Annotated in this window: 19 protein-coding genes; 11 read left to right on the forward strand and 8 right to left on the reverse strand. The window is 65.0% G+C overall.

Annotation, left to right across the window (positions count from 1 at the left end; all coding sequences use genetic code 11):
* Positions 1-49 precede the first annotated feature (49 nt).
* The 3 genes from AB4Y91_RS03490 to AB4Y91_RS03500 form a co-directional block, all read right to left on the reverse strand.
* Entirely contained in the window at positions 50-241 is a 192-nt protein-coding gene (locus tag AB4Y91_RS03490; RefSeq protein WP_441417140.1) for a hypothetical protein, read from the reverse strand.
* Between the two features lie 474 nt (positions 242-715).
* A complete protein-coding gene (locus AB4Y91_RS03495; protein ID WP_441417141.1) occupies positions 716-1,630 on the reverse strand; it encodes a DMT family transporter in 915 nt (304 codons plus the stop codon).
* A 119-nt stretch (positions 1,631-1,749) separates the two neighbouring features.
* On the reverse strand, positions 1,750-2,187 hold the full coding sequence (locus AB4Y91_RS03500; RefSeq protein WP_441417142.1) for a DUF1003 domain-containing protein: 438 nt from the start codon (positions 2,185-2,187) through the stop codon (positions 1,750-1,752).
* Positions 2,188-2,522: 335 nt separating this feature from the next.
* Here AB4Y91_RS03500 and AB4Y91_RS03505 point away from each other — a divergent pair, with 335 nt between their 5' ends.
* Both AB4Y91_RS03505 and AB4Y91_RS03510 read left to right on the forward strand, forming a co-directional pair.
* The gene (locus AB4Y91_RS03505) at positions 2,523-3,086 is read left to right on the forward strand and encodes a dihydrofolate reductase family protein (protein WP_441417143.1); all 564 of its coding nucleotides are present in this window, start codon (positions 2,523-2,525) and stop codon (positions 3,084-3,086) included.
* Positions 3,087-3,360: 274 nt separating this feature from the next.
* Positions 3,361-3,624: a hypothetical protein gene (locus AB4Y91_RS03510; protein ID WP_441417144.1), complete on the forward strand. Its 264-nt coding sequence runs from the start codon at positions 3,361-3,363 to the stop codon at positions 3,622-3,624.
* Positions 3,625-4,587: 963 nt separating this feature from the next.
* Here AB4Y91_RS03510 and AB4Y91_RS03515 read toward each other — a convergent pair.
* The gene (locus AB4Y91_RS03515) at positions 4,588-4,797 is read right to left on the reverse strand and encodes a hypothetical protein (RefSeq protein ID WP_441417145.1); all 210 of its coding nucleotides are present in this window, start codon (positions 4,795-4,797) and stop codon (positions 4,588-4,590) included.
* On the opposite strand from AB4Y91_RS03515, the gene AB4Y91_RS03520 reads away from it, so the two are divergent.
* Positions 4,796-6,118 (forward strand): nicotinate phosphoribosyltransferase, encoded by a 1,323-nt coding sequence (locus AB4Y91_RS03520; protein WP_441417146.1) that lies wholly within the window; start codon positions 4,796-4,798, stop codon positions 6,116-6,118. The two genes, AB4Y91_RS03515 and AB4Y91_RS03520, sit on opposite strands and share 2 nt — an antisense overlap.
* A 106-nt stretch (positions 6,119-6,224) precedes the next feature.
* On the opposite strand, the gene AB4Y91_RS03525 is transcribed toward AB4Y91_RS03520, so the two are convergent.
* Genes AB4Y91_RS03525 through AB4Y91_RS03535 form a run of 3 tightly spaced genes read right to left on the reverse strand, consistent with a single transcriptional unit; the run spans position 6,225 to position 8,269 of the window.
* A complete protein-coding gene (locus AB4Y91_RS03525) occupies positions 6,225-6,992 on the reverse strand; it encodes an SCO1664 family protein (protein WP_441417147.1) in 768 nt (255 codons plus the stop codon).
* Entirely contained in the window at positions 6,992-7,552 is a 561-nt protein-coding gene (locus AB4Y91_RS03530; protein WP_441417148.1) for a DUF3090 domain-containing protein, read from the reverse strand. Before AB4Y91_RS03530 ends, AB4Y91_RS03525 begins: the two co-directional genes overlap by 1 nt.
* Positions 7,553-7,576: 24 nt before the next feature.
* Positions 7,577-8,269 (reverse strand): histidine phosphatase family protein, encoded by a 693-nt coding sequence (locus AB4Y91_RS03535; RefSeq protein ID WP_441417149.1) that lies wholly within the window; start codon positions 8,267-8,269, stop codon positions 7,577-7,579.
* A 228-nt stretch (positions 8,270-8,497) separates the two neighbouring features.
* Here AB4Y91_RS03535 and AB4Y91_RS03540 point away from each other — a divergent pair, with 228 nt between their 5' ends.
* The 6 genes from AB4Y91_RS03540 to AB4Y91_RS03565 all read left to right on the forward strand — a co-directional run bounded on the left by AB4Y91_RS03540 (position 8,498) and on the right by AB4Y91_RS03565 (position 15,588).
* A complete protein-coding gene (locus AB4Y91_RS03540; RefSeq protein WP_441417150.1) occupies positions 8,498-9,157 on the forward strand; it encodes a Type 1 glutamine amidotransferase-like domain-containing protein in 660 nt (219 codons plus the stop codon).
* A gap of 111 nt (positions 9,158-9,268) precedes the next feature.
* Positions 9,269-9,979: a class I SAM-dependent methyltransferase gene (locus AB4Y91_RS03545; protein WP_441417151.1), complete on the forward strand. Its 711-nt coding sequence runs from the start codon at positions 9,269-9,271 to the stop codon at positions 9,977-9,979.
* 89 nt (positions 9,980-10,068) lie between these two features.
* On the forward strand, positions 10,069-10,581 hold the full coding sequence (locus AB4Y91_RS03550) for a hypothetical protein (protein ID WP_441417152.1): 513 nt from the start codon (positions 10,069-10,071) through the stop codon (positions 10,579-10,581).
* Between the two features lie 401 nt (positions 10,582-10,982).
* On the forward strand, positions 10,983-12,764 hold the full coding sequence (locus tag AB4Y91_RS03555) for an ABC transporter family substrate-binding protein (RefSeq protein ID WP_441417153.1): 1,782 nt from the start codon (positions 10,983-10,985) through the stop codon (positions 12,762-12,764).
* A gap of 179 nt (positions 12,765-12,943) precedes the next feature.
* Complete coding sequence (locus tag AB4Y91_RS03560; RefSeq protein ID WP_441417154.1) at positions 12,944-14,485, forward strand: ABC transporter permease; 1,542 nt, start codon at positions 12,944-12,946, stop codon at positions 14,483-14,485.
* Complete coding sequence (locus AB4Y91_RS03565) at positions 14,482-15,588, forward strand: ABC transporter permease (RefSeq protein WP_441417155.1); 1,107 nt, start codon at positions 14,482-14,484, stop codon at positions 15,586-15,588. The genes AB4Y91_RS03560 and AB4Y91_RS03565 overlap by 4 nt, the downstream gene beginning before the upstream one ends.
* A 33-nt stretch (positions 15,589-15,621) precedes the next feature.
* Here the strand turns inward: AB4Y91_RS03565 and AB4Y91_RS03570 are convergent, their stop codons facing one another.
* Positions 15,622-16,248 (reverse strand): PH domain-containing protein, encoded by a 627-nt coding sequence (locus AB4Y91_RS03570; RefSeq protein WP_441417156.1) that lies wholly within the window; start codon positions 16,246-16,248, stop codon positions 15,622-15,624.
* Positions 16,249-16,327: 79 nt separating this feature from the next.
* Here AB4Y91_RS03570 and AB4Y91_RS03575 point away from each other — a divergent pair, with 79 nt between their 5' ends.
* Together AB4Y91_RS03575 and AB4Y91_RS03580 are read left to right on the forward strand one after the other, a co-directional pair.
* Positions 16,328-18,154 (forward strand): ABC transporter ATP-binding protein, encoded by a 1,827-nt coding sequence (locus AB4Y91_RS03575; protein ID WP_441417157.1) that lies wholly within the window; start codon positions 16,328-16,330, stop codon positions 18,152-18,154.
* Between the two features lie 278 nt (positions 18,155-18,432).
* Entirely contained in the window at positions 18,433-20,073 is a 1,641-nt protein-coding gene (locus AB4Y91_RS03580; protein ID WP_441417158.1) for a peptide ABC transporter substrate-binding protein, read from the forward strand.
* The last annotated feature ends 95 nt before the right edge of the window (positions 20,074-20,168 follow it).

The raw sequence follows: 20,168 nt of genomic DNA on the forward strand, positions 1-20,168 counted from the left end.
TCGTGGCCCGTGTCTTTTCTGTCAGCGCAGCACAGGTCACCGACCGCGCTCACTTCGGTGCGGGGTCGGTGCCGGGTCCGGTGCGGGGCGGGCGTCGACGTGCCCGGGCGGGCCCGGAGATGTGGATTTTCCGCGCCGTCCTGCGACGACGACGTTCCTCTTCAACGAGGGTGAGGAACCCGCCGGTGATGTCCGGTCCGTCCAGGCGCTGAACCTTCCGGAGTGCCGCGCGCAACTTCATGAGGTCCTCTCGAGCAGGTCCGGGAGTGCGCGGGTGCTCTGGATCGGCCGCGAACTCGTCTTCGGGTCCATCGTGGTGGAGCAAAGTTTATTCCGTGACGGAACGTGGGGGAGTTCCGCTTCAACGTGTAGTCCCTGAGCCCTTTTGCGATGACCGCCAAGAACACATGTTCCTGGCGGCCGCTTTTGCGGAAATAGCCCTGCATGGTGCCACGACCGCCAGAGCTTCTTCGCACGCGCAAAAGGGCCGGGTCGACGCGTCTCACGGAATAAGGTCTGTCTAGGTATGCAGACGTCAATCGCGACCATGGCGGTGACGCCTTCCGCGGTTGCCATATTGCGCGGCGAATTGAAGAGTACAGCGGTGGCTAGTGTTGGCTGTCGCGCACTGGTCGGGGCAGAGCTGCGGGGGAGACGGATGCGGCCGTAGGGGCCGCTGTCGCGGTCAGGACGGAGGAGGCTGCTGTGCTACGGACTATGCGGCCGTAGTGCTGACCGGTGCCTTTTTGACGGTGGCCAGCAGGACGACTCCGGCGACGGCTGTTGCGCCGGCGAGAAGGAATGCGATGAATGCTTCTGCCGGGGCTGTGTCAGCCTCCCCGAGGACGGTAATGCCTATGGTGACGGCGACGAGCGGATCAATTACTGTCAGGCCCGCGACGACGAGTTCGGGTGTCCCTCGGGTGTGGGCGTTTTGGACCAAAAACGTCCCGAACAGGGCTGCGATGATGAGCCCTGCCAGACAGGTCAAGGATAGCCATTCGAAGTCGCCCTGGAAGAGTCGGGCAATGACGGTTTTAGCCAGCGCCGCGACGAACCCGAAGAGTGTCCCGGCTCCGGCGGTGAACACGACGGCGCTCCAGCTGTGGCGCCAAAGGCCGAAACCCGTGCCGAGCGCGGCGAGGACAGCGCCGAGCAGTATCAGAATTGTGATGAGTTGCCGGTCGGTGATTGCAACGTCGCGCGCGGAAACTGCAGCGACTGCAACAAACACCCCGACACCGGCAATACACAGGGCCACGGATGTGAGCGCTCGGCGGCCCGGCGGCCTCCGGGTCATTTTGGCGGTCGCCAGGGCCGTGACCACAAGGGCGACTGCGCCGATGGGCTGCACAACGATCAGGGGTGAGAATCTCAGACTTGTGAGCTGCAGGAGTATTGCTGCTCCCAGCATGGCTGTGCCGGCGAGCCACGCCGGTTTGCCCAGGAGGGCCTGCAGCCGGCCCCCTCCCATGCTCCCGGCGCCGCGCCCCGGTGCGGGCGCCTGCTCGTCTACGGCTTTGTGCTGGAAGAGGGTGCCCAGGGCCAGCAGAATCGCTCCGGCGACGGCGATCGGGATGCCAAGCCAGTGATAGGACGACAAGATTGGCGCTGCGACAGTCTGGATCATGCTCCGACCCTACAGGTGGCTTGCAGCGCTGACTGCACCGCCTCAGCGCTTCCCAGGAGAAGGAGCCGGGGGCCCAGGAGGGCCTACTGGCCTGGCCTAGTCCGGGCACCGGGTGCAGGTCAGATGCCGGCAGGATCGATGACGCCATGGCGTTCAATGGTCGCCAGTTCCTTCAGCTCCTTGAGAATCTCCAACTGTTGGCTGTTGATTGCCATAAGCAGCTCAATCTCTTCCTTGGTCTTTACATTGGTGTCGTAGTCGTGTTGAGCCATGGCGGCGGCGATGGCATCCTGCCTTTTGGCGGCGATCAACAGGATGGCCCCTTGGAGTCCGGCCAGCATCGAGAGCAGGAGGTTGAGAAGGATGTAGGGGTACGGATCCCAGGAGTTGGTGGCCAGGGCCCAGGTGTTTATGGCGGCCCAGATGAGCATGAAAGTGATGAAGCCGCCCACGAATGGCCAACTTCCCATTCCGTTTCGCATGATGTCTGCGGCGCGCTGCCCTCTAGTGAGGGTGGCTTTGTGCCCGTCGTGCCAGGTCTTTGGGTGGTCGGTCATGACTCAGGGTAGCCGGAGGATGACCGCCGCCGGGCCTCTGCCTACCAGCAGGTGGAGAAGCGTCAGGATGATAAGCTTGCTTAGTTTCTCTTTCTGTCAAGCAGGGTGCGGCGAGAGCTAACTTGAAAGGTCCCGCTGGCCATGCTGGCTGGCGGGACTTCACACACATAGCGTCCATCACCTGCTGTCCCGTTTGTGACGGCGAAGCCTCGGCGATGCAGTGAACTTCTGCGGCCCGCTTGACCGGCGATCTATATGAACGGTTAGCCACGCGTCGGCGTTCCGGGTCTGTTCAACTCTGTACAAGGAATACCCCCTCACGGGAGACTGACGCCATGCGCAAATTGACCTTCGGTATGAACCTGAGCCTGGACGGCTACATCGCTGCCCCCGGCGATGACCTCGGCTGGAGCGCACCGAGCGACGAGCTGTTCCAATGGTGGTCCGACCGGGTGGCGGCGACCGGGCTGGCGCTGTACGGGCGCAAACTGTGGGAGAGGATGAGCTCCCACTGGCCGACTGCCGACCAGCAGCCTGGCGCCACACCGGCGCAGATCGAGTTCGCCCGCCGCTGGCGGGACATGCCAAAGGTGGTGTTCTCCTCGACGACCCGCACGGTCGACGGCAACACCCGCCTGGTCACCGGCGACGCGGTCACGGAGATCACCCGGCTCAAGGCGGACGACGGCGCCTCCATGGACATCGGCGGTGCCACGCTCGCCGCGGCAGCCATGCGGGCCGGACTGATCGACGAGTACGCGATCGTCACCCATCCGGTGCTGTTGGGCGGCGGCACGCCGTTCTTCACAGCCCTGGACAACTGGGTGAACCTGAGCTTGGTGGAGACCCGGACCTTTCCGGGCGGTGTGGTCCTCACTAGGTACGAGACACGGCACTGAGTGCCCGGCCGGAGCGCCAACCTTAACAGGGCCGGACGCGGCCAACCCAACGTACACATCGCCGACTGGCCCCCGGCCGGGCGCGTGTTCCCGGGACGAATCCAACGTGTCGAGGCTCGCCACGCAAACGCCCCGTCTTGGGGTCCGTCCCAGCCCCACGGGGTAGCACCCAGCTATGTCGCGGCCGCCGTTACCGGCGTAGGCTTCGGCTGTGCCGGCCCTGTCCGCGGGTTCCGTCCGCCCGGCTGGCCGTTCGGTTATAAAGGAGTCCGCCATGACTGTTCTGGTCCAAAACCTTGTGCCCGGCCTGACCCGGGAACAGTACGAAGGCATCGCCGCCGCTCTCAGGGACAAGCTCATGGCCACGCCAGGATTCAACGCCCATTACGCCTATGAGAGCGTAGGCGGAATGACTGTCGTGGAAATTTGGGAGGAGGCCGCGCAGCACGATGCATGGTTCGACAACAATGTCAGGCCAAACCTGCTGGTGGAAGTCACCCCGGAGAAGCACGAGCTGGCAAACACGATGACAGCCTAGCGTTGCTATCGGATCCCGTGGCGGATGGCTTTTCGATTCAGGTTCAGTTCGGGCGTCAGGAACTGGCCTCTGCGGCGGTGCTGTGGCCCTGGATCCAAGCTGCAGTCTCCTACAGTCACCTTGATCCACCGACACCGCTCGGAAAAAGCCCCGCCGACGCGGGGAGCATTGGCTCTTGCGCCATCGAAAAACTAGGCGTATCACTGTTAATACGTTCTTCGAAAGAAGGACGGGAACGAACAACAGGGGAACCCTTGAACGCATGGTGGATCTAATCCTCCGTGGTCTGCCGGTGACGAGGCAGGAAGCGCTAGGATTCCCGCAAGTTCGGGAGATGATGTTCGTCATAACGGAATCAAAACAGTCGAAGCCCCTTCAGCATTGCTGGTGGGGCTTCCCCTATTTAGTGCCCGGCCACGCACTTTCCCTGGCCCACGTAATCCGACATGGTCGACGCGTGGTTCGCCCACAGCGGCCCCTATCTCCCACCGCGCTCACCCCATCTCCGCGGTGAACCGCCCAGTCCGAGGTGGCGGTTCACCGCGGAAGCACTCAGCGGGGGGAGGACGGGTCTTGGACCGGAACGGCGAGGCCGGAAGGTTGTTCCTTGGCGGGCTTGTGCGGGTTTCCTGCTTCCTTGGCACAGTGGAGGCAGCAGTACACGCCCGATTCGCTCTCCACCGGATGTCCGATGATCCGGCAGCCGCAGTGTTCGCACGCCGGAGCCATCATTTGTATGGCGCATTCGAAGCTGTCGAAAGTTCCACTCTGGTTTCCCATGGAGACGGTGAACGTCCTTCCGTCGGGGCTACCGCAAACATCGCATGTTCCCATGATCCCTCTCCTCTGTAGCGCACGCTCTAGCCCTCATTAATCGCTTGTATGAGTTCCCTGAGTAGGGGCGAAGGTCCTTGCGGTGCGCCAGCAGCCAGCCCGCCGAGGGGGCGTGGGGTCTTTGGTCCCTCACCGTGGTGGGAACAGCGGGTGCGGATGCTCCGGGCTTTCGCGGCGTTCCAGTTCGGCGCTGACGAGCGTGAGCAGTTCGTGGGCCGTCTCGGATCCGGCAAGCTCCACGCACTGGCTAAGTGCGGCCCGGAGACGGTACAGCACGCCAGCCGGTACCAGCGGCCAGCGGCCTCCCTTTCCGCACGGCCCCGCCCTAGAGTGAGTCATGGGCACATCTGCCGCACCGGACGGATCCCGGACCTCACTGTTTACCGATCACTATGAGCTGACCATGTACCAGGCGGCGCTCTACTCCGGGGCCGCACACCGCCGGTCCGTCTTCCAGGCCTTTGCCCGCGGACTCCCGGCCGGGCGCCGGTACGGGATCGTGGCTGGCACCGGCCGGCTCCTTGAAGGCATCGCGGACTTTCGCTTTAGCCAGGACGACCTCGATTTCCTGGCCGGTTCCGGGGTGGTTAATCAAGACACGCTGGAACACCTGTCCGCATTCCGGTTCTCCGGTGACATCTGGGGATATCCGGAGGGCGAGGCTTACTTTCCGCATTCCCCAATCTTGATCGTGGAATCGACCTTCGCCGAGGCCTGCGTCCTGGAGACCTACGTCCTGTCGGTGCTGAACCACGACAGTGCCATCGCCTCGGCCGCCTCCCGAATGACCAGTGCCGCCGGCGGCAGGCCCTGTATTGAGATGGGTTCCCGCCGTACGCACGAGGAAGCGGCCGCGGCGGCGGCCCGCGCGGCCGTGATCGCCGGCTTTTCCGGCACGTCCAACCTGGCCGCCGGCCGGCGCTACGGCCTCCGGACCGTCGGCACCGCGGCACACTCCTTCACGCTGGTCCACGACTCCGAGCGCGACGCCTTCGCGGCGCAACTTGCCTCGCTGGGGGCGGGCACCACACTGCTCGTGGACACGTACGACGTCGAAGCGGCTGTCCGCACCGCCGTCGACCTTGCCGGAGACAAGGTCGGGGCCATCCGGCTGGACTCCGGAGACCTCGTGGCCCAGGCGCGCTGGGTCCGCGAACTCCTGGACAGCCTGGGCAACGTGCACACCAAAATCGTGGTGACCTCGGACCTGGACGAGTTTTCCGTCGCCGCGCTAGGGTCAGCGCCGGCCGATTCCTACGGGATCGGCACGTCGCTGGTGACGGGTTCCGGGGCGCCCACCGCCGGCATGGTCTACAAGTTGGTAAGCCGCGCCGGCGACTCAGGCGGGCTCGTCGCCGTCGCGAAGACCTCGAAGGACAAGATCAACGTGGGCGGCCGCAAGTTCGCGGTGCGCCGCCTGGATGGCCGCGGCACCGCCACCCATGAGGTCCTCGGCGTGGAGCATCCGCCGGCCGATGGCAAGAACGGCCGGCCGCTCCTGCAGCAGTTCATGAGAGGCGGCGAGCTCCTGCCCGGGTGGACCGGGCCGGGCGCGGTGGGTCGGGCGCGGGACCGGCACGCGGCCTCCATGGCGGAGTTGCCCCGGGTCGTGGACCGGCTGCAGGCCGGCGGTCCGGCTATCCCGACCATCTACGAGTGAAGTGGTCAAGGCGCCGACCTTGCCTGGCGTTGGATCCGCTCTGCGGGCGCGTCCGCAGAGGGACGACTCAACGCGGCACAGCCGGCGAAGCCGTCGCCGTCGTTCCTTAGAACAGCGGCCAGGGCACCGCCGGCATCTCACCGCGCGGAGCCGGAAACCGCCCTGCCAAGCGCAACCGGGCGCAGCGCGCGGCGAGCGCTGCGATTTCTTCGGCACTGAGCAAGTCCGCCAGGTTTCGGCCCAGCCCGCCGTTCAATCCCTCGCTGACGCGATCGATGCCGTCGCGTTCCTCGGAGGTCAGAGCGTCTCCCAGCCATCCCCACAGCACCGTGCGCAGTTTGTGGGCCGGGTGGAAGGTGAGCCCATGGTCCACGCCGTGCCGGTGTCCGTCCGTCATGGCAAGAATGTGGTCGCCTTTGCGGTCTGCGTTGTTGACGATGATGTCGAACACCGCCATGCGTCTGAGCGCGGGCGAGTCTTCGTGAATGAGGGCGACCATCCGTCCGTTCTCATCCCGTCCCTCAAGGACGTGTTTCCACCCAGTCTCCGGCACGCGGTCCGTCGCGACCAGGTCGACGGCGCTTTGGGCGTGGTCTTGCTCCTGCCAGAGCTGCACCATTCCTTCGCCCATCGGACCATCGCGCAGCCAGGTGCGCGGCACGACGTCCCAGCCGAAGGCCTGCGAGACCAGGTAGGCGGCCACCTCCCGGTGAGCCAGGGTGCCGTGGGGAAAGTCCCACAGCGGGCTTTCGCCGGCTATTGGCTTATAGACGACCATCACGTCGCCGATGCTGCCCAGAAACGTAGTGTTTGATGCCGTCGTGATGCGGCCGGTGAGGGTCAGCTCGGTGTTCACTAGGTCGGGCGCTGGCATCAGACCTCGGGAAGGGTGCAGATGTGCCCGTCGGCGTCCATGGGGTAACCGCAGAGCGGGCACGTCGGACGCCCGGCGCCCACGATCTCGCGGGTGCGCTTGGCGAATGCGCGGGCGGTGCCGACCGGCATTCGCACCAGCAGCATTTCGGGCTCGTTAGCGCCGTCCTCGTCAAGCGATTCGTCGTTCTCATCGGCATCGGCATCGGCATCGGTGACGGGATAGGCCTCTATGACGACCTGAGCCGTGGTTGGATCCCACCCTAAGGTCATGGCGCCGGTGCGAAACTGCTCCTGAACGGCCTCGAGCTGGTCATTGTCGACAAGTTCAAGGGGAGTACCCGTGGGAACGCTGAACGGGTTGCCCTCGACGGTGATGAGCTGGTCGAGAATTTCGTCGACCTTCTCCGCGAGCAGAGCTGCCTGCTGCTTTTCCATGGCAACACTCACGAGCTGCTTCCCTGCGCGCACCTGTAGGTAGAACGTGCGCGCCCCTGGAACGCCGATGGTGCCGACGATGACCCGATCGGGCCAGGCAAACTCGTGAACACGTGAAGGCATGTCAGTATTTTAGGCACATGAGTGTCATGGCGCCGGTTGCCCTGCACCGCCGCCCACCGGCGCATCGCCAGAATGGATGCCGTTCGACAGCCACGACAGATCACCCGCGTCGGTGTTGGTCGCGTAGACGCTCGGCCGACTGGCGCCGTAGCGGACGATCGATACGGACGCGGGGCCCACGTTAATACGCTGGAACAGGTCAAGGTGCATGCCGAGCGCGTCGGCGAGGATTGACTTGATGATGTCACCGTGACTCACCGCCACCCACACGGGCCCTGGCCCGTACTCGGCTTCAAAAGCTGCGTCGTGGCGTCGAACCGCTGCCACCGACCGAGCCTGCATCGCGGCCATGGATTCACCGCCGGGAAAGACGACGGCGGACGGTTGCGACTGCACAACCGGCCACAAATCCTCGGCCGCGAGATCACTGAGCGTGCGGCCCTGCCACTGGCCGTAATCGCACTCGGTGAGATCGAGATCGACCGGCGCGTACGGCGCGCCCGCCTGGCGATCGAGGATGAGCTGGGCGGTCTGCCGGCAACGCTCAAGGGGGCTCGACACCACCCCGACCAAGGGTACGGTCGCGAGCCGGTCTCCGGTCAGAGCCGCTTGCTCCCGCCCGGTCTGGTCCAGGCTGACGCCGGCTGCCCGGCCGGCCAGCAGTCCAGTGGCATTGGCTGTGGTGCGGCCGTGCCGCACGAGGATAACTGTCGCCATCCACCCAGCCTAGCCACCCGCTCGACGGCGGTGTGAACCGGACCGGGTCGCGCGTCCACCACCTGAGTGGTGTCTGCGTCCATGCCGGACCATGGACAAAGATTTGCTGGGTGTGTACCTATTGAAGGGCCGAGCGCCAGACGGGCGGGCCGAATCGGCCGGTGGGTTCCAGCCCGTTTCCCGCGTTCAGGCACATCCACCATCCGCGCGCGAACTTTGGGGGCACGTGTGAAACTCTTGCTGACGTCAGGCGGCGTGACGAACCCGAGCATCCACTCGGCGCTCGTGCAGCTTCTCAACAAACCGGTCGCCCAATGCCACGCCCTGGTCGTCCCGACGGCGCAGTGGGGTCACCCCATGTGCGGACCGGCATCTGTACGGGGCCTACTGGCCGCCGACCCAAACCACCGTCACTTGTCCGGCCTTGGCTGGGCGTCGCTCGGTGTTCTCGAGCTGACCGCGCTGCCTACCATCGGCGCGGATCGGTGGGTCCCTTGGCTTCGGGCGGCCGACGTGCTCCTGGTCGACGGCGGCGACGCGACGTACCTGTCCCATTGGATGCGGGAGTCCGGGCTGGCCGAGCTGCTGCCCTCACTTCCCGACACGGTGTGGGTGGGGGTAAGTGCCGGAAGCATGGTGATGACGCCCCGGATCGGGGATTACTTCGTCGAGTGGCCGTCCGCTCCGGATGATCAGACTCTGGGGGTGGTGGATTTTTCGATCTTTCCTCATCTGGACGCTTTCCCGGGCAACACCCTGGCCCACGCAGAGCGGTGGGCCGCCGACATAGATGTTCCTGCCTACGCCATCGATGAACAGACAGCCATCAAGGTCGTCGACGGCTCCGTCGAGGTGGTTTCCGAAGGACGATGGAAGAAGTTTGGGTGATGGGTGATCAGCATTTGTGAAGTCCTGCGATGCCCCGCACAGGACCCCTGAAAAGTTGTAGGATCGGGCCGACCGACCTGACCATCAGCGTCAACCTGAGAGCGGGGATCCGTGCGAGCCGACCACTACGACAGTTTCGCTGAGAGCTACTCGGCGGAGAACGAGTCCAGCCTCCTCAACGCCTACTACGAGCGGCCGGCGATGCTAGGCCTCGCCGGCGAGGTGGCCGGCCGCCGGATTCTCGACGCCGGGTGCGGCTCCGGGCCCCTGTCCGCGGCACTGAGCGCCAAGGGCGCGGTCGTGACCGGCTTCGATTCCAGTCCTGCCATGCTCGAATTGGCACGACAGCGACTGGGAGAGAGCGCAGACCTCCACCTGGCCGACCTCAGCAGGCCGCTCCCTTTCGCCGATGACTCCTTCGACGACGTCGTCGCGTCCCTGGTCCTGCACTACCTTGAGGACTGGTCGGCACCGCTTGCCGAACTACGGCGCGTGCTCAAGCCGGGCGGCCGCCTGATCCTGTCGGTCAACCACCCCACGGTCAGCGTGGTCACCCAGCCAACCGAGGACTACTTCGCCGTCCGGGAGTACTCGGAGGACTACGAGTTCGACGGCGAGCCTGCGGTCCTGACCTTCTGGCACCGGCCCCTTCACGCGATGATCAACGCCTTCATCTCGGCCGGATACCGTGTAGCCGCCGTAAGCGAACCAGCCCCGTCTCCAGATACACCGCACGAACTCCTCCCCCCGCGCATCCTCACTGGCGAGAAGACAGCGTTCCTGTCCTTCATCTTCTTCGTCCTCGAAGCCGACAGAGTGTAGAGGTGGGATGTGGACCCCTGAGCCGACGCGAGGGCTGGGGCGCTGCGGTCCTGGTGGCGGCAGCGCTGGTCGGGTGGGGCGGAAGTGCAGTGTCTGAGGCCGCCAGGGTTGCCGCCGGTTCGCATCTACTTCTCTTCTTCGCTGTGCCGGCCGAATGTATTGGCGCAGGGCTCCGGGCTATTGCGCTAATGGCGGCGGTCGCCGCGGCGAGCCTTTTGGTGCCGCCCCTCATCAGAAGGATCTGCCGCCGCAAGCTACGGCTGGCAGCCGCGTGGACCGCAGGTCTGGCTGCGGCCGCTGCGGTGCCCTACCTTGCGCTCTTGTTGTTCTTCGCCTTCCTCACGGCTGGGATGTCTGCTGACTATGTGAGGCTTGAAGCCGCTGACGGCCAGTCGGTGCTCATCACCCAGGATCAGTTCGACGGCGAGGCAGTCGACATCTACGTGCGGCACGACGACACCCACTACCGGTGGAGCCGCAGCGCGCCCGAGCTCGCCGGCTGGCCGCGGGTAAAGGACCAGAACTGCAGGCTCGACCCGGTCGGCGGCGGACTTCAACTGGCCTGTAATTCCGGCACCTTGGCAATCGGCCAGAACCATTAGCGTCGGAGCAGCGGAAAGTACATGGCGATCGGGCGGTCGCGCTGCCAACGAAGACGTGGCGGAGTGCAACTTCGCAGGTTGGGCCCCGTCGGGGCCAGTAATGGAAGATTAACTCGTAAAGCCCCGATTTGCATGAATCCGGGCTTTTTGCAGCAATCGGCTTTTATCTTGGGGTGCCGCATCCGTCAATGAATTTCGACAAAATTCAGTTAACGGTGCCGCCAATTGTTGCAGCTCGATAACGAACTATACCCGCGGTCAACTTTCGTGCCCTTCTGCCCTGTCATGGGTTTACGCTTCATCCCATGTGAGACGCGCCACACTGCCGCTGGGGGAGTGTGGACGTCTGTCTGGTGCCTACGGCGCCGGTCTCATCCACACCACAGAAACAAGGAGGCGGAATGCGATTCGGTCGTATTTCCAAAGCAGTGGGGGTCGCGGCAGCAGCAGCACTCGCACTCAGCGCTTGCGCAGGCAACAGCGGCGGGACAACCCCGTCGTCGGCCGCGGCAGCAGCCAAGACAGGCGGATCGGCAACGGTCGTAGAGGTGAACGCGTTCAATACGTTCAACCCCAACACCGCTGAAGGCAACACTGATATCAACTCCAAGATCAGCTACGCCACCCACTCCGGGTTCTTCTACGTCGATAACAAGCTGAACGTTGTACGCAACGAAAAGTTCGGCAAGATGGAAAAGGTCTCAGACAACCCGCTCACCGTGAAGTACACCATCAACGACGGCGTCAAGTGGTCTGACGGCACTCCCGTCACGGCAGCCGACCTGGTGCTTCAGTGGGCAGCATTCTCCGGCTACTACAACGATGCTGACGCGGATGGCAAGAAGGGCACCTCGTACTTCGACTACGCGGGAGATCCGACCGGCCTGGCGCTGACCGATTTCCCGGAACTCGGCGACGACAACCGCTCGATGACCCTCAAGTACTCCAAGCCCTTCGCTGACTGGGAAATCGCCCTCGGCGGCCCCGGCATCGACATTCCGGCCCACGTCCTTGCGAAGAAGGCCGGCCTGGCGGACGCCAAGGCCTTCGTTGACCTGGTCAAGGGCATGCCGCGCGGCGACGCTAAGAACCCCAAGCCCGCGAACAAGCAGCTCAAGGCCATGGCCGACATGTGGAACACCGGCTTCGACACCAAGACGCTGCCGGCCGACCCGAGCCTCTACCTCTCCAACGGCCCCTTCGTCGTCAAGGCCGTCAACCAGGACCAGTCCCTGACCATGGTCAGGAACAAGGACTACAACTGGGGCCCGGAGCCCAAGCTGGATGAAATCACCGTCCGCTACATCGGCGAAGCCCCGGCCCAGGTCCAGGCGCTGAAGAACGGCGAGGCCGACATCATCGCCCCGCAGGCTTCCGCCGACACGGTGGAGCAGCTCAAGGCCCTCGAAAGCCAGGGCGTCACGGTGGAGGTGGGCCACCAGCTGGCCTACGACCACCTCGACCTGAACTACAGCGGCCCGTTCGCCGACAAGAATGTCCGCGAAGCCTTCATGAAGACGGTTCCGCGCAAGGACATCGTCGACAAGATCGTCAAGAAGCTCGATGACAAGTCCGCTCCGCTGGATTCCCAGCTCTTCGTCCCGGACCAGGCCAAGTACGCCGACTCCGTCAAGGACAACGGCTCCTCCGCCTACCAGGATGTTGACATCGAAGGTGCGAAGAAGCTGCTGAACGGCGCCACCCCCACGGTCCGCATCATGTACAACAAGGACAACCCCAACCGGGTGGACTCCTTCTCCCTGATCCGCGAGTCCGCCGCCAAGGCAGGCTTCAAGGTCGTCGACGGCGGCCTCGGCAAGTCGGACTGGGGCGCGGCCCTCGGCAACGGCAGCTACGATGCCACCATCTTTGGCTGGAGCAACTCGGGTGTCGGCGTCTCCGGCGTCCCGCAGATCTTCAAGTCCGGAAACGGCTCGAACTTCAACAAGTTCACCGATCCCGACGCCGACAAGCTGATGGACGAACTGATCGTCACCACCGACAAGGCCAAGCAGGATGACCTGGTCCAGCAGATCGACAAGAAGATCTGGGCTTCCAGCTACGGCCTGCCGCTGTTCCAGTCCGTCGGCGTGGACGCATACAGCGACCGCGTCACCGGCGTGAAGTACATGCCGAACCAGACCGGTGTCTGGTGGAACTTCTGGGAGTGGGCGCAGAAGTAGCCCGCAGCCTCAAGTGACACTTGCTAGCTAAAGGCGTCGGGACCACGGCTTTACGGTCCCGACGCCTTTCTAGCGACCCCGGCGATGAACTGGCGCGGCCGCATCGTCCGGGGCATCCGGCCTAACTCTGAGACCGGTCCGGGCGATCCCTGGGCCCGAATACCGAGGTTCTATTCCCCATGGTGACCTACATAGTCCGGCGGCTCATGACTGCCGCCCTCATTCTTCTCGGCGCATCCTTCCTGGTGTATCTCCTGACAGCGGCGTCAGGTGACCCCCTCGAGGAATACCGCGCCATCAGCGCGGCCAACAAGCAGCAACTGATGGACGCCCGCACCGAACTCCTGCAGCTGGACGTCCCGCCGCCGCTGCGCTACTTCAAGTGGCTCGGCGGCGCCGCCCAGTGCCTCGTGCCCTTCGCCAACTCCTGTGACCTGGGCAAGAACATCGTGGGCCAGCCCGTCACCGACGCCTTGGGCCATGCCCTCATCCAGACCCTGACCCTGGTCACCGGTGCCACGGTGCTGGCCATCCTGGTCGGCATCACCCTGGGCATCATCACCGCCCTGCGCCAGTACAGCGCGCTGGATTACGGCGTGACCTTCATGGCCTTCCTGTTCTTCTCCCTCCCAATCTTCTGGGTCGCCGTCCTGCTCAAGGAATTCGGCGCCATCGGCTTCAACAACTTCCTGAGGAACCCGGAGATCCCGATACCGACCGCCGTCGCCATCGGCATCGCCTTCGGTGCGCTGATCGCGGTGGCGATAGGCGGCGAGCTGAAGCGCAGGGTGCTTTCCGGCGGCGTCGTTTTCCTCTTCGTCACGGCCATCCTCATCTACTTCTCCGCCACCGAATGGTTCAAGGCCCCGGGCCTGGGCCCGGTGCTGATCGCCATTGCCGGCGTCGGCATCGCCTTCGCCGTCACCCTGCTCACCGCCGGCCTGAAAAACCGCAAGGCCCTGCAATCCGCACTGATCGCCGTCGGCGTCGGCGTGGTCCTGTACTTCCTGGTCCAGCCCCTGCTGGACCAGGCCACCTTCGTCATGATCGTGCTGCTGGCCATCGCCGCCGTCCTGGTCGGCTTGGGCATCGGTTACCTGGTCGGCGGCTACGACCGGGGGCAGTCGATGCGCGCGGCCGCCATCACGTCGTTCCTGGTGGGATTCATGATCCTGCTGGACCGTTTCATGCAGGCGTGGCCCACGTACTTCAACAACAGCCGAGTGCGTGGCCGCCCCATCGCGACCATCGGGGCGACCACCCCCAACATCGAAGGCGACTTCTGGGTCCTGGGCCTGGACTCCTTCACCCACCTGATCCTGCCGACGATGGCGCTGATCCTGATCTCCCTCGCCAGTTACACCCGGTTCACCCGGGCTTCGATGCTGGAGATCATGAACATGGACTACATCCGGACCGCCCGGGCCAAGGGCCTGTCGGAACGGACCGTGGTGATGCGCCACGCCTTCCGCAATGCGCTGATCCCGATCGCCACCATCGTGGCCTTCGACATTGGCGGCCTGATCGGCGGCGCCGTCATCACCGAATCGGTCTTCTCCGTTCGCGGCATGGGCTTCCTCTTCCTGGACGGCATCTCGCACGTTGACCCCAACCCGGTCATGGGTGTCTTCCTGTGTGTAGCCATCACTGCCATGGTGTTCAACCTCATCGCGGACCTCGCCTACTCCGCACTTGATCCGCGCGTAAGGGTAAAAGCATGAGCCAGCCAAGCCAGCAAGACGAAATAATGGCCGAAGAAGCCGCATTGCAGCCCACGCCGGCGGCCGGCATCGAGCCCGTCCTCGAAGCGAAGGGCCTGAGCCAGGGCCAGATTGTCCGCAAGCGCTTCCTCGGCCACTCCGGTGCCATCATCGGCCTGGTGGTTTTTGCGCTCATCTTCATCGTCGCCTTCACCTCGGTCGGGTACTGGGGCATCCCCGGCTGGTGGAAGTACAACCACGAGCAGGTTTCGCCGCTGGTCAACGACGGCGCGCCGACCTCCTCGCTCTGGCCGCTGGCCTGGGGCGAGCACCCGTTCGGCCAGGACCGGATCGGCCGCGACCTGTTCGCCATGACCATGCGCGGGGCGCAGCAGTCCATCACGGTCATGTTCGTCATCGGCATCATCGCGGGGCTGATCGGCGTCGTCGTCGGAGCGGTCTCGGGCTACTTCCGCGGCTGGGCCGAAGCAATCCTGATGCGGCTGACCGACGTGATCATCATCGTTCCGGCGCTGCTGCTCGCCGCCGTGATGGCGCAGATGGCCGGACGGCGGGACTCGGGAAGCTGGTTCGCCGCCTTCGCCAGCACCAACGGCGTCCTGGCCCTGGGCATCTTCCTTGGCCTGATCAGCTGGGTGAGCCTGGCCCGCCTGATGCGCGGCGAATTCCTGACACTGCGGGAGCGTGAATTTGTCGACGCGGCCAGGATCTCCGGCGCCAGCAACGCGCGGATCATTTTCAAGCACATCCTGCCCAACGCCGTCGGCGTGCTGATCGTGAATGTCACGCTGACCATGTCCGCCGCGATCCTCACCGAGACGGCGCTGAGCTTCCTCGGCGTCGGCGTCAAGGCTCCGGATACCTCGCTGGGCCTGCTCATCTCGCAGAACCAGCAGGCGTTCGCCACCCGTCCCTGGCTGTTCTGGTTCCCCGGCCTGTTCATCGTGCTGATCTGCCTGAGCATCAACTTCATCGGCGACGGGCTGCGCGACGCGTTCGACCCGCGGCAGAAGAAGTTCAACGCTAAGAAGGCGCGGGAAACGGGCAGCCGGGTTCCGGAGGCCGCTCCGGTCACCGCATTTGATGGACCCAAGGACCACTAGATGCGCTGCAGCCACGCCGCCGGCAGCGGCCAGCTACCGGGCGGCAACCGCCCAGTAGCTGGCCGCCAGCAGCAGCACGACGCCGCCGATGGCCGCCCAGCGCGGCGTGACGGTCACAGCCGTGTCGGCGTCGCCTGCGGCGAGGGCGCCGCTTTCCACCAGGTCCCGCCAGCGCGTGCGCACCAGGCGGGCGGCCTGGCCGGAGTCGGTGGATTTGAGGTCGCCCGGCCGCACCGACTTCCCCGGGCCGTAGCTGGTGTCCGGCAGGCCCTGCAGGTCCTCGGGGCGGGCATTGCGTCCGCCCCAGATGCCCGGGGCCGGCGCCGCCCAGGCGGCGTAGCCCTTCTGTGCCGTCACCAGCGTCAGGGCGTAGCGGGTGTCCACGTGCACCAGGGCCGCCCACGGCACCAGGACCGAGCGGAACGGGTTCTCCAGGGTGACGCCGCCGTCGTGCACTACGACGGCGGGCATCCAGAAGAACTGCCAGCCCAGCAGCGCGATCAGCAGCAGCGGCGCGGTGGTGGGGAGTGCCGCGGGGCCGGCGGAGGCGACCGTGACCACCAGGCCGACGACCGCCACGGTCCAGGCCAGCCAGGCGAACCACTTGTTGGTCCTGGCCTTGAAGATTTCAACGTTTCCGGCAGCGGGCACAGTGCTCATGCCCCCCATAATTCAGTATTCCGAGTTCCAGCACTAATCACCGGTGCGACGGCGGCTCGGGTGGAAGGAAAAACCCATCATGACTGACTTCATCACCCTGGATCCCGCCCCGGCTCCCGCGCCCGGAAAAGGTGACACCGTCCTGGAGGTCCGGGACCTCAGCGTCGACTTCGGCGTGGACAAGAAGTGGGTTCCCGCGGCGATCGGCTTGAACTACGAGGTTCGGGCCGGTGAGGTCCTGGCGATCGTGGGGGAGTCCGGCTCCGGCAAGAGCGCCAGCTCGATGGCACTGCTGGGACTGCTACCGAGCAACAGCCGGGTCAGCGGCAGCGTGAAACTTGGCGGCAAGGAATTGCTCGGCGGGAACGAGGCCAACATCCGCGCGGTCCGCGGCAAGGATGTCGCAGTCATCTTCCAGGAGCCCATGACGGCCCTGAACCCGGTGTACACCGTGGGCGCGCAGATCGTGGAGACCATCCGGCTGCACAATGAGGTCTCGCCCGACCAGGCAAAGGAGCGTGCCCTGCGGATGCTCGACCTCGTGGAGCTGCCGGACCCGGAAAAGGCCTTCAAGTCCTACCCGCACCAGCTCTCCGGCGGTCAGCGGCAGCGCGCCATGATCGCCCAGTCGCTCTCCTGCGACCCGAAGCTGCTGATCGCGGACGAGCCCACCACCGCGCTGGACGTCACCGTCCAGGCGGAAATCCTGGACCTCATGCGCAACCTGCGCAACAAGCTGGACAGTGCGATTGTGCTGATCACCCACGACATGGGCGTCGTGGCGGACCTCGCGGACCGGATCGCCGTCATGCGCCGGGGGCTGATCGTCGAGACCGGCACCGCGGAGCAGATCTTCCACAACCCGCAGCATGAGTACACCAAGGCCCTCCTGGCCGCCGTCCCGCACCTCGGGCAGGGCGGTGCGGCGAGCGACGACGAGGTTGACGTGACCGCGGCCCTCGCGGCGGCGACGCACGCCGACCTTGAGGCGGTCCCGCGTTCGGAGCTGCTCCGCCGCGAGCGCGAAAACGCCGCCGCGCTGTCCGCCGCCGAGACGGTGAAGCCGCAGGGCGAACCGGTGCTGGAACTCACCGACGTCGCCATCGAGTACCCCAAGCAGGGGCGCGTGCCGGCCTTCCGCGCCGTCGAGGGCGCCAACCTCGCGATCTACCCCGGCCAGGTGGTCGGCCTGGTGGGGGAGTCCGGATCCGGCAAGACAACGATCGGGCGTGCCGCCGTCGGCCTGCTCCCCGTGGCGGCGGGCACCATGAAGGTCGTGGGGCAGGACATCTCCGCCGCCAAGAAGAACGGCCGCCAGCTGCACGAAATGCGCCGGCACGTCGGCATGGTCTTCCAAGACCCGTCATCCTCGCTGAACCCGCGGCTGCCCATCGGCGAAAGCATCGGCGAACCGATGTTCCTCGCCGGCGTCGCCAAGGGCGCCGCGCTGCAGTCCCGGATCGAGGCGCTGCTGGACCAGGTGGAACTGCCGCGCGACTACCGCAACCGGTACCCGCACGAGCTCTCCGGCGGCCAGAAGCAGCGCGTGGGCATCGCCCGGGCCCTGTCGCTGAAGCCGAAGCTGATGGTGGCCGACGAACCTACCTCGGCCCTTGACGTGTCCGTCCAGGCCAAGGTGCTCGAACTCTTCCAGAACCTGCAGAAGGAACTTGGCTTCGCCTGCCTGTTCGTCACTCACGACCTGGCCGTCGTCGACGTCCTGGCCGACAGGATCTGCGTGATGCAGCGCGGACGGATCGTCGAACAGGGCACCCGCGACCAGATCCTCCGGAACCCTCAGGAGGCCTACACCCAGCGGCTCCTGGCCGCTGTGCCGCTGCCGGATCCGGAGAAGCAGCGGGAGCGGCGGGAGCTGCGCGCCCAGCTGCTCTCGGGCGCCAGCTAAGGGGTTCCGCGGGAGATTTTCGGTTAACGGGCCATAACCAGGAGCCGCCGGGAGCGAATGGTACCAGCCAGTAATGTGTGACTTGAAATACGTTGCGATTGACGCTAGCCGTCACGACGTTGTCGAGTCACGGTTTGGCAACGGAGTTCCACCATTCGGACTTTTTGCGGTTAGGCTACTTCCATATGTAGGCCACGTCACAGGATATCTCTGTGCCCGGGCCTGCCGGGAAGCACAAGTCTCTCCCGCACGAACTCCCACAACTCTTAGGAGGCGGAATGCGTTTTTCGCGCACTTCCAAAGCACTGGGCATGGTGGCTATCGCCGCTTTGGCCCTGACCGGTTGCGGCGGCGGCGGTTCTAACACCGCCGGCGGCAGCACCGGCGGCAACGCCAGCAAGGTCATCATCGCCGACGGCTCGGAGCCGCAGCGCCCGCTGATGCCGGCCGACACCAACGAAGTTGGCGGCGGCAAGGTCATCGACATGATCTTCGCCGGCCTGGTCAGCTATGACCCCAGCGGCAAGCCCGTGAACGAACTGGCCGAGTCCATCGAAGGCAAGGACGGCCAGCACTTCACCATCAAGATCAAGAAGGACCAGAAGTTCACGAACGGCGAGGCCATCACCGCCAAGTCGTTCGTCGACTCCTGGAACTTCGGTGCGGCCGCTAAGAACGCCCAGCTCAGCGGCGCCTTCTTCGAAAGCATCAAGGGTTACGACGAGGCCAGCGCCGAAGGCTCCAAGGTCGAGACCATGTCCGGCCTGAAGGTCGTCGACGACCAGACCTTCACCGTCGAACTCAAGCAGCCGGAATCCGACTGGCCGCTGCGCCTCGGCTACACCGCCTTCGTTCCGGTTCCCTCCGGTGCGCTGAAGGACCCGAAGGGCTTCGGCGAGAAGCCGGTCGGCAACGGCCCGTACAAGCTGGCCGACGGCGGCTGGCAGCACAACGTGCAGATCCAGCTCGTCCCGAACCCGGACTACAACGGCCCCCGCAAGGCCAAGAACGCCGGCGTGACGTTCAAGATCTTCCAGAACGACGACGCCGCGTACCAGGACCTGCTGTCCAACAACCTGGACATCCTGCAGACCATCCCCACGAGCGCCTTGAAGAACTTCAAGACCGACCTGGGCGACCGCACCATCAACAAGCCGTACGCCGGCAACCAGACCATCGCGATTCCGGAATACCTGCCGGAGTGGAGCGGGGAAGCCGGCAAGCTTCGCCGCCAGGCCATCTCCATGGCCATCAACCGCGATGAAATCACCAAGGTCATCTTCAGCGGCGCACGCCAGCCCGCCAAGGACTTCACCGCCCCCGTCCTGGACGGTTACAGCGACTCGATCCCGGGTTCCGAGAACCTGAAGTTCGACGCCGACAAGGCCAAGGCCGCTTGGGCCAAGGCTGACGCCATCCAGAAGTGGGACGCCAACAAGACCTTCACCATCGCCTACAACGCCGACAAGGGCGGCCACAAGGCATGGGTCGAGGCTGTTGTGAACCAGCTCAAGAACACCCTGGGTATCAAGGTTGAGGGCAAGCCGTACGCGACCTTCAAGGAAGCCCGCAACGACGCCACCGCAGGCACGCTGACCGGTGCGATCCGCGCCGGCTGGCAGGCCGACTACCCGTCGCTGTACAACTTCCTCGGACCGATCTACAAGACCGGTGCAGGCTCGAACGACGCCCGCTACGCCAACAAGGAGTTCGACAAGGCCATCTCTGAAGGTCTCGCCGCTTCCTCGGTCAGCGAAGGCAACAAGGCCATGAACAAGGCCCAGGAAACCCTCCTGACCGACCTTCCGGCCATCCCCCTGTGGTACCAGGTTGCCCAGGGCGGCTGGAGCGACAAGGTCACCAACGTTGACTACGGCTGGGACGGCGTCCCGCTGTACTACAACATCACTGGCAAGTAACAACTGAACAACGGCGGGGGCTGCCTGGATTGGGGCCTCCGCCGTTGTTTTGCTTCCACCCCAATTTCTAAGCACCAGCCTTCGGCCGGTGTCTT

The organism is Arthrobacter sp. YAF16, assembly GCF_052113385.1.
Classification (GTDB): domain Bacteria; phylum Actinomycetota; class Actinomycetes; order Actinomycetales; family Micrococcaceae; genus Arthrobacter.